Here is a 7,351-nt window from a genome sequence, read left to right as displayed (position 1 = left end):
GTGTGGGGGCGCGCTCCCCACCGGAGGGAGCGCGCCCCCACACCTACCGCGCCCCCGACGCCCCCCGCGGCGAAGAAAGCGGCGAAGCCGCCGCCACCTGAGGTGAATCCGCGTTCGCGTACACCGACGGCGCCGCCACCGCCTCCGTCGGGTCCGCCGCGTCGTCCACCGGGTCCGCCGTCGCCCCGCCCACGATCCGGATGTTCGCCTCGTCGAAGGCCCGCTTCACCCGCCACCGCAGCTCTCGCTCGACGGCGACCGACTTGCCCGGCATGGTCTTGGCGGAGAGGCGGACGACCATCGAGTCGATCAGCACGCTGTCGAGGCCGAGGACCTCGATCGGGCCCCAGAGCAGCTCGTTCCAGGGCTCTTCCTTGCTCATCTTCTCCGTGACCGCGTCCAGCGTCGCCTTCACCCGGTCCAGGTTCTCCGACGCGCGGACGGTGACGTCGACGCCCGCCGTGGCCCAGCCCTGGGAGAGGTTGCCGATGCGCTTGACCTCGCCGTTGCGGACGTACCAGATCTCGCCGTTGTCGCCGCGCAGCTTGGTCACGCGCAGGCCGACCTCGATGACCTCGCCTGCGGCGACCCCCGCGTCGATCTGGTCGCCGACGCCGTACTGGTCCTCGAGGATCATGAAGACGCCGGAGAGGAAGTCCGTGACGAGGTTGCGGGCGCCGAAACCGATCGCCACGCCCGCCACACCGGCGGAGGCGAGCAGCGGGGCCAGGTTGATCTCGAAGGTCGCCAGCACCATCAGTGCCGCCGTGCCCAGGATCACGAAGGACGCCACCGAGCGGAGGACCGAGCCGATCGCCTGGGAGCGCTGGCGGCGGCGCTCGGCGTTCACCAGGAGGCCGCCCAGTGCCGTGCCGTCCACCGACTCGACCGTGCGGTTCATCCGGTCTATCAGCTTGGTGATCGCCCGCCGCACCGTCATTCTCAGGACCGCCGCGATCACCACGATCAGCAGCACACGGAGCCCGATCGCCAGCCATGTGGACCAGTTCTGCTCGACCCAGCTCGCTGCGTTGGTCGCGCTCTCCTGGGCGTCCTGGAGCGAGGGCACGGTCACCGCGGTCTCCGAGGGGCTCGGAGTCGGCGACGGCGTGGCGGCGGCCAGTAGGACGGCGGACAAGGACACGGCAGGTACCTCCAGGTGCTGCGTCTGTCCTCCGGCATCGTCCGACAGGGGCAAGGTCACGAATAGGTCACCGAGAGGGCAGGCCCACCACACTATCGGGGCAACGCGCGAGGATTGTTGCCGTGTTCGGGGGAGAGGCCCTTCCCGGCCGGGAAAGAACAGGTGGGACGAACCCACGGCCGTCCCGGGGACGGATCACATGTGGTCGAAAACACTCCCAGCCCGTTACCGGGACATGGTGGCGCTTCCACCAGGCATGAGGGGAGACTGACTACAGATCGTCCCGGCGCGAGCCACGCGCCGCCGACGCACAAGGAGGCATCCGTGCCGCATGTCCTGGTCCTCAACGCGTCGTACGAGCCACTCGGCGTCGTACCGCTCCGCCGCGCGCTCGTCCTCGTCCTGGAGAACAAGGCAGTCTCCCTTGAGGAATCCGGCGCCTTTATGCACAGCGCAACCGTCACAGTCCCCGCACCCAGCGTGGTCCGGCTCAAGCGATTCGTGCGGGTTCCCTATCGGGGGCCCGTTCCTCTCACCCGGCGGGCGCTCTTCGCGCGCGACGGGGGCCGGTGCATGTACTGCGGTGGCGTCGCAACCAGCGTCGACCATGTCATTCCGCGCAGCCGCGGGGGCAAGCACGCGTGGGACAACGTGGTGGCGTCCTGCCGCCGCTGCAACCACACGAAGGCCGACCGACATCTCTTCGAGATCGGCTGGCGGCTGCGCCACAAACCCGCCCCACCCACCGGCCTGGCCTGGCGCATCATCGGGACCGGGCATAGGGACCCGCGCTGGCTGCCGTACTTGCAGCCGTACGGCGCGGAGGACGCGATGGCCCGGATCGACGGCATCTCCGCCTGACGATCCGGGCTTTTGTGTACCCACTCCCAGTGAGTACGGCGGCACAGCGGCACGGTCCGGCCCCGGGAACCCCCGTTCCCCGGGGCCGGCCGTCATGCGCGGCCGTCATGCGTACCGCAGCTCCCCCGGCCGCACCGACCGCCGTAGCAGCGGCAGCGAGGTGGCCGCCGCCAGCAGGCAGGCCGCGTACACGCCGACCGGGACCAGCAGCGCGCCGTACGGCACCGGCACGTCCACGTGCTCCGAGACGGCGGCGCCGTACCAGAAACTGATCGCCGTGCCGCCGAGGCCCGCCACCGCGATCGCGGGGAACAGCGGCAGCGCGGTCTCCAGGAGGAGTGCGCGGGCCAGTACGGCGTGCGGCACGCCGGCGGCGACCTGCGCGGCCAGGCCCCGGCGCCGGGTGGCGAGGGACTCGGCGGTGGAGACGGCCAGCGCCGTCAGGACCAGCGCGAGGGCGACGAGGATCGCGGCGGCCGTCAGGTCGATGCCGGTCGTGTAGTAGCTCATGCGGGCGCCGAGGGTGCCCGCGCGGCGCGAGGAGTTCAGGTCCGCGAGCAGGATCTGCCGTACGCCCGCGAAGCCCGAGCCGACGACCGTCACCAGCAGCAGCGCCGCATGGGTGCGGGCGGTCGACCAGGGGTCCTCGCGCAGCCGTTCCGCCGCGATCAGCAGTGCGGGCCGCCCGGTGCCGGCCGCGAAGCCCTCACCCAGTTGGCGGGACGAGGCACCGGAGAGCCAGATCGCGACCAGGCTGACCAGCACCGCCAGGACGAGCACCGCCACCGGGCCGAGACCGAAGGACACCGGGCTGCCGAACACCGGGGTCAGCGCGATGGCCACCGCCGTCACCGCGAGCAGCCGGGTCGCCGTACCGAACAGCCGCCCCGGCCCGCGCACCGGCCGGACCCGCCGCACCCGGCCCAGCGGATCGGCCACCACCCGCCGCAGCGCCACCGCGCTCACGACCGCGCCCAGCACCGGCACGGATACGGCGACCAGGACGACACCCGCCCAGTTCGTGGCATACGGCAGCAGCGGTACGACGGCCGCCGTCGCCGCCACCGCGCCCGCCAGGCAGGCCAGGCCCGACTCCAGTGCCGCGATCCGCCGCACCTGCCCGGGCGTCGCCCCCGCCAGCCGCAGCGCGGCCAGCCGCCGGTCCCGGTGCACCGCCCCGATCCGCGCACACTGCGCCAGAAACCCGAGCACCGGGATGAGCAGCAGGCCGAGTGCCAGACTCACGTTCCGCCGGTCACTGGGGGAGTCGAACAACCCCGACCCGAACGACACGGCGTGGAACCCGTCCAACGACAGCAGCGCTACGACGCCCAGTCCGATCCCCGTCGCCAGCGCGGCCCCCACCGCCGTGAGCCCCACCCGCCACCACTCCCGCCGGTCCGAACCCCGGGTGAGCAGCCAGGCCAGCCGCAGATCGACGAGCAGCGAGCTCATGCGATCACCCCCGCCGTCGTCACGATGCCGTCCGCCAGCCGGATCTCGCGGTCCGCGTACGCCGCGACCTGCGCGTCATGGGTGATCAACAGGACCGCCGTACCGGACTCGCGGGCCGCGGTGACCAGGGCCGTCATCACCTGCTCGCTCGCCAGGGAGTCCAGCGCGCCCGTCGGCTCGTCCGCGAAGACGACCTTCGGACCGGTGATCAACGCCCGGGCGAGCGCGACCCGTTGGGCCTGGCCGCCGCTCATCTCGCCCGGCCGCAGCTCCGCCTGTCCGCGCACCCCGAACCGCTCCAGCCACTCGGCGGCCCCGGCCCGGGCGTCCGCACGCGAAGCGCCCGCGAGCAGCAGCGGCAGCGCCACATTGTCGACGGCCGTCAGCTCGGGTATCAGCTGGCCGAACTGGAAGACCACCCCGAACTCGGTGCGCCGCAGCTCGCTGAGCCGCTTCTCGGGCAGCTCGTCCAGCCGCTGCCCCGCGTACGTCACCGTCCCCGCGTCGGGGCGGACGATCCCGGCCAGGCAGTGCAGCAGCGTGCTCTTGCCGCTGCCGCTGGTCCCCGTGACGGCGAGGATCTCGCCGGCGCCCAGGTCGGCCGAGGCGCCGCTCAGCGCCCGCGTCCTGCCGTGCGTCTTGGCGAGGTCACGAGCCGCCAGCAGCGGCACCGGCGGGGTGTCCTCCGGGGGGTCTTCCTGGGTGCTCATGCTGTGTCGACCTCCGCGGTCAGAGTGGTCAGCCGGGCCGCCGTCGTCGCCATCCAACGGAGGTCCGCGTCAAGGTGGTTGAGGGCGTAGTCCGCCGAGAGCACGGTCGCCAGGTCGGCACCCTTGGCGGTCTTGACCGCCGTGAGTTCCCGCATCCGCTCCATGTGGGCGGCGCGTTGGGCCCGCAGATAGGCCTCCGGGTCACCGTCGGCCAGGATCGAGACGACGACCTTGGCGAAGATCTCGTTCGTCACGAAGGGCGCGGGCGGCGCGATCTCCCCTGCCCAGCGGGCGAGTTCACGCGAACCGTCCGCCGTCGAGCGGTACGCCGTCCGCTCCGGGCCCCCGTCCGAACCGGTGCCGTCCACCTCCGCGAGACCGTCCCGGACCAGCCGCTGGAGAGTCGTGTAGACCTGCCCGTACGCCAGCGGGCGGGCCTGCGGGAAGCGCTCGTCGTGGCGTCGCTTGAGGTCGTAGCCGTGGCTCGGTCCTCCGGCGAGCAGGCCCAACAGGATGTGGCGGGTGCTCATGGCGCTCAGTATGCACCGGATACATGTACTGAGTGAATAGTGATCAGCGGGGAAATCGCGGGGAGTGGGGGCGGGAGTGGCCGCAGTGCCGCCTGTACTCCAACCTGGAGGTCTGCCGTCGCGCCCACTGGGTAGGGCTGCGGTAACCAACCCGCCCGCACGCCCGACACGACAAGGAGGCCCCCGTGGCCGCAGCATCGGCGTCCCTTCCGCTCCCGGCCCGCTCCAAACGCACCGCGGAGCCGTCCGCAGGCCTCGCCCCCGACGTGTTCTTCGTCGACTCCGAGGGCGCCTGGGCCGAGACCCCGCTGACCAGCGAACCGCCGCTCACCGAGGCCGAGCCCCTCACCAGCGAGCCCCCGCTCGCCGACACCGCCCCGCTCACCAGCGAGTCCGCCACGATGGACGCGCCGCTGACCAGCGAGGCCGCCGCCTTCGCCGACCCGCTGAGCGGAGCGTCGCCCGCCTTCGCCGACCCGGACTCCACGAGGCCCTAGATGACCGCACCCCGGCCGGTGGACACCCTCGGCGAGGACCTGTCCCGGCTCGCCGAACTGCACGGCGTCGCCACCGCCTACCGCCCCTCCCCGGACCACGCCGTCCCCGCCTCGGCCGTCGCGGTCGTCGCCGTGCTGGCCGCCCTCGGCGTCGACGCGAGCACCCCTCAGGCCATCGCCGCCGCGCTCGCCGCCCGCCAACAGGAGCTGGCCGAACGGCTGTTGCCGCCCACCGTCGTGGGCCGCCAGGGCAGCACGCCCGCCGCGCTCGACGCGCTGCCCGACGGCACCGTGCTGCACATCGACACCGAGCAGGGCGAGATGCGGTCCGACGTCGAGCAACTCCCGCCCGGCGTCCACCACTTGACCGCCATCACACCGGACGGCCGCCGCGCCGAGGCCCAACTCGTCATCGCCCCGGACCGGTTGCCCACGCCCGCGGGACGGTCGTACGGGCTGATGGTGCAGGTCTACTCGCTTCTCTCCCGGCACTCCTGGGGCATGGGCGACCTCGGTGACCTGGCTGAACTCACCGCCTGGGCGGGGCGATCGCTCGGGGCCGGCTTCGTCCAGGTCAACCCCCTGCACGCGGCCGTGCCGGGTGCGCCCACCGACCCCTCGCCGTACCGCCCGTCCTCGCGCCGCTTCCCGGACCCGGTGTATCTGCGGATCGAGGACATCCCCGAGTTCGCGTACGTCGAGGAGGCGGACCGGGAGGGACTGCGCGGACTCCTCGAACAGGCCGCGCGGCTACGTCGGTCCGTCCTGGAGAAGGACGCGTTGATCGACCGCGACGCCGTGTGGGAGCTGAAGCGCGAGGCGCTGGAACGCGTCCGCCAGGTCCCCCTCGGCCCCGGACGACGGGCCGCCTACGTCGACTTCCTCGCCCGTGAGGGCGAGGCGCTGGAGGACCACGCCACGTGGTGCGCGCTGGCCGAGGTGCACGGTTCCGACTGGCACCACTGGCCCGCCGAGCTGCGCGACCCGCGCTCACCCGAAACCGCCCGTGCCCGCGCCGAGTTGATGGACCGCGTCGACTTCCACTGCCGTCTCGCCTGGCTCACCGACACCCAACTCACCACCGCCCAACGGGCCGCACGCGAGGCGGGCATGCCGATCGGTGTCGTGCACGACCTCGCGGTCGGGGTGCACCCGGACGGCGCCGACGCCTGGGCCCAACAGGCGTACTTCGCCGCCGGCATGTCGGTCGGAGCGCCCCCGGACGCCTTCAACTCCCTCGGCCAGGACTGGGGGTTGCCGCCCTGGCGCCCGGACCGCCTCGCCGAGTCCGGCTACGCTCCGTACCGCCGCCTGCTGCGCGCGCTCTTCCGCTACGCCGGCGCCCTGCGCATCGACCACGTCATGGGCCTGTTCCGCCTGTGGTGGGTCCCCCAGGGCCGACCGCCCACCGAGGGCACCTACGTCCGCTACGACGCCGAGGCCATGCTCGCGATCCTCGCGCTGGAGGCCTCGCGCGCCGGGTCGGTGGTGATCGGCGAGGACCTCGGGACCGTGGAACCGGGTGTGCGCGAGGCCTTGCAGGAGCGCGGGGTGCTCGGCACGTCGGTGCTGTGGTTCGAACGGGACTGGGACGGCGACGGCCGTCCGCTCGCCCCCGAGAAGTGGCGCGCGGACTCGCTGGCCACCGCCACCACCCACGACCTGCCGCCCACCGCGGCCCGGCTCACCGGCGAACACGTCGAACTCCGCGACCGGCTCGGCCTGTTGACCCGCCCGGTGGAGGAGGAGCGGATCGAGTCCGCCACCGACGTGGGGGAGTGGCTGGCGCTGCTGTCCCGGCTCGGCCTCTACGAGGACGCCACGGGCGGCGGCCGGCCCGCGTCCGAGGAGGAGGCCGAGATCCACGCCGTCCACCGTTTCCTGCTCCGCACCCCCGCCCGCATGATCGGCGTCTGGCTCCCGGACACCGTCGGCGACCGGCGCCCGCAGAACCTGCCCGGCACCTGGGACCAGTATCCGAACTGGCGCCTTCCCGTCGCCGACGCGGACGGACGCCCGGTGACGCTGGAGGAGCTGGCCGCGTCGCCGCGGTTGCACGCGTTGGTGGATGTGCTGCGGGTGGGGTTGGGTGCGCTCTCGGAAAGCACGGGGGCGGCTTCGGAGGGCGGCGGGGAAGTGGGTCCGTGACGCCCG

7 protein-coding genes are annotated in these 7,351 nt (G+C 73.0%); 3 read left to right on the top strand and 4 right to left on the bottom strand.

Annotation, left to right across the window (positions count from 1 at the left end):
* Positions 1–43 precede the first annotated feature (43 nt).
* On the bottom strand, positions 44–1,144 hold the full coding sequence (locus JHN63_RS22465; protein WP_200683013.1) for a mechanosensitive ion channel family protein: 1,101 nt from the start codon (positions 1,142–1,144) through the stop codon (positions 44–46).
* A gap of 324 nt (positions 1,145–1,468) precedes the next feature.
* Here JHN63_RS22465 and JHN63_RS22460 point away from each other — a divergent pair, with 324 nt between their 5' ends.
* On the top strand, positions 1,469–2,005 hold the full coding sequence (locus tag JHN63_RS22460) for an HNH endonuclease (RefSeq protein ID WP_033284586.1): 537 nt from the start codon (positions 1,469–1,471) through the stop codon (positions 2,003–2,005).
* 105 nt (positions 2,006–2,110) lie between these two features.
* Here the strand turns inward: JHN63_RS22460 and JHN63_RS22455 are convergent, their stop codons facing one another.
* The 3 genes from JHN63_RS22455 to JHN63_RS22445 are packed head-to-tail and all read right to left on the bottom strand — an operon-like array spanning position 2,111 to position 4,700.
* Complete coding sequence (locus tag JHN63_RS22455; RefSeq protein ID WP_200683011.1) at positions 2,111–3,460, bottom strand: FtsX-like permease family protein; 1,350 nt, start codon at positions 3,458–3,460, stop codon at positions 2,111–2,113.
* Positions 3,457–4,170, bottom strand: coding sequence for an ABC transporter ATP-binding protein (locus JHN63_RS22450; protein ID WP_200683009.1), 714 nt, complete (start codon positions 4,168–4,170; stop codon positions 3,457–3,459). The genes JHN63_RS22455 and JHN63_RS22450 overlap by 4 nt, the downstream gene beginning before the upstream one ends.
* Positions 4,167–4,700: a PadR family transcriptional regulator gene (locus JHN63_RS22445; protein WP_200683007.1), complete on the bottom strand. Its 534-nt coding sequence runs from the start codon at positions 4,698–4,700 to the stop codon at positions 4,167–4,169. The genes JHN63_RS22450 and JHN63_RS22445 overlap by 4 nt, the downstream gene beginning before the upstream one ends.
* Positions 4,701–4,885: 185 nt before the next feature.
* On the opposite strand from JHN63_RS22445, the gene JHN63_RS22440 reads away from it, so the two are divergent.
* Together JHN63_RS22440 and malQ are read left to right on the top strand one after the other, a co-directional pair.
* Positions 4,886–5,197, top strand: a complete 312-nt coding sequence (locus JHN63_RS22440) for a hypothetical protein (RefSeq protein WP_307781956.1) — start codon at positions 4,886–4,888, stop codon at positions 5,195–5,197.
* Positions 5,198–7,345, top strand: coding sequence for a 4-alpha-glucanotransferase (malQ, locus tag JHN63_RS22435; RefSeq protein ID WP_200683005.1), 2,148 nt, complete (start codon positions 5,198–5,200; stop codon positions 7,343–7,345).
* Positions 7,346–7,351: the final 6 nt, after the last annotated feature.

Origin of the sequence: Streptomyces sp. MBT65, assembly GCF_016612545.1 — a bacterium.
GTDB lineage: Bacteria > Actinomycetota > Actinomycetes > Streptomycetales > Streptomycetaceae > Streptomyces.
This window is presented reverse-complemented; position numbering and strand designations above follow the sequence as displayed.

Bases quoted from the DNA above. Each gene is read 5' to 3' on its own strand.
- JHN63_RS22455 (WP_200683011.1), bottom strand. From the start codon at position 3,460: ATGAGCTCGCTGCTCGTCGATCTGCGGCTGGCCTGGCTGCTCACCCGG.
- JHN63_RS22450 (WP_200683009.1), bottom strand. From the start codon at position 4,170: ATGAGCACCCAGGAAGACCCCCCGGAGGACACCCCGCCGGTGCCGCTG.
- JHN63_RS22445 (WP_200683007.1), bottom strand. From the start codon at position 4,700: ATGAGCACCCGCCACATCCTGTTGGGCCTGCTCGCCGGAGGACCGAGC.
- malQ (WP_200683005.1), top strand. From the start codon at position 5,198: ATGACCGCACCCCGGCCGGTGGACACCCTCGGCGAGGACCTGTCCCGG.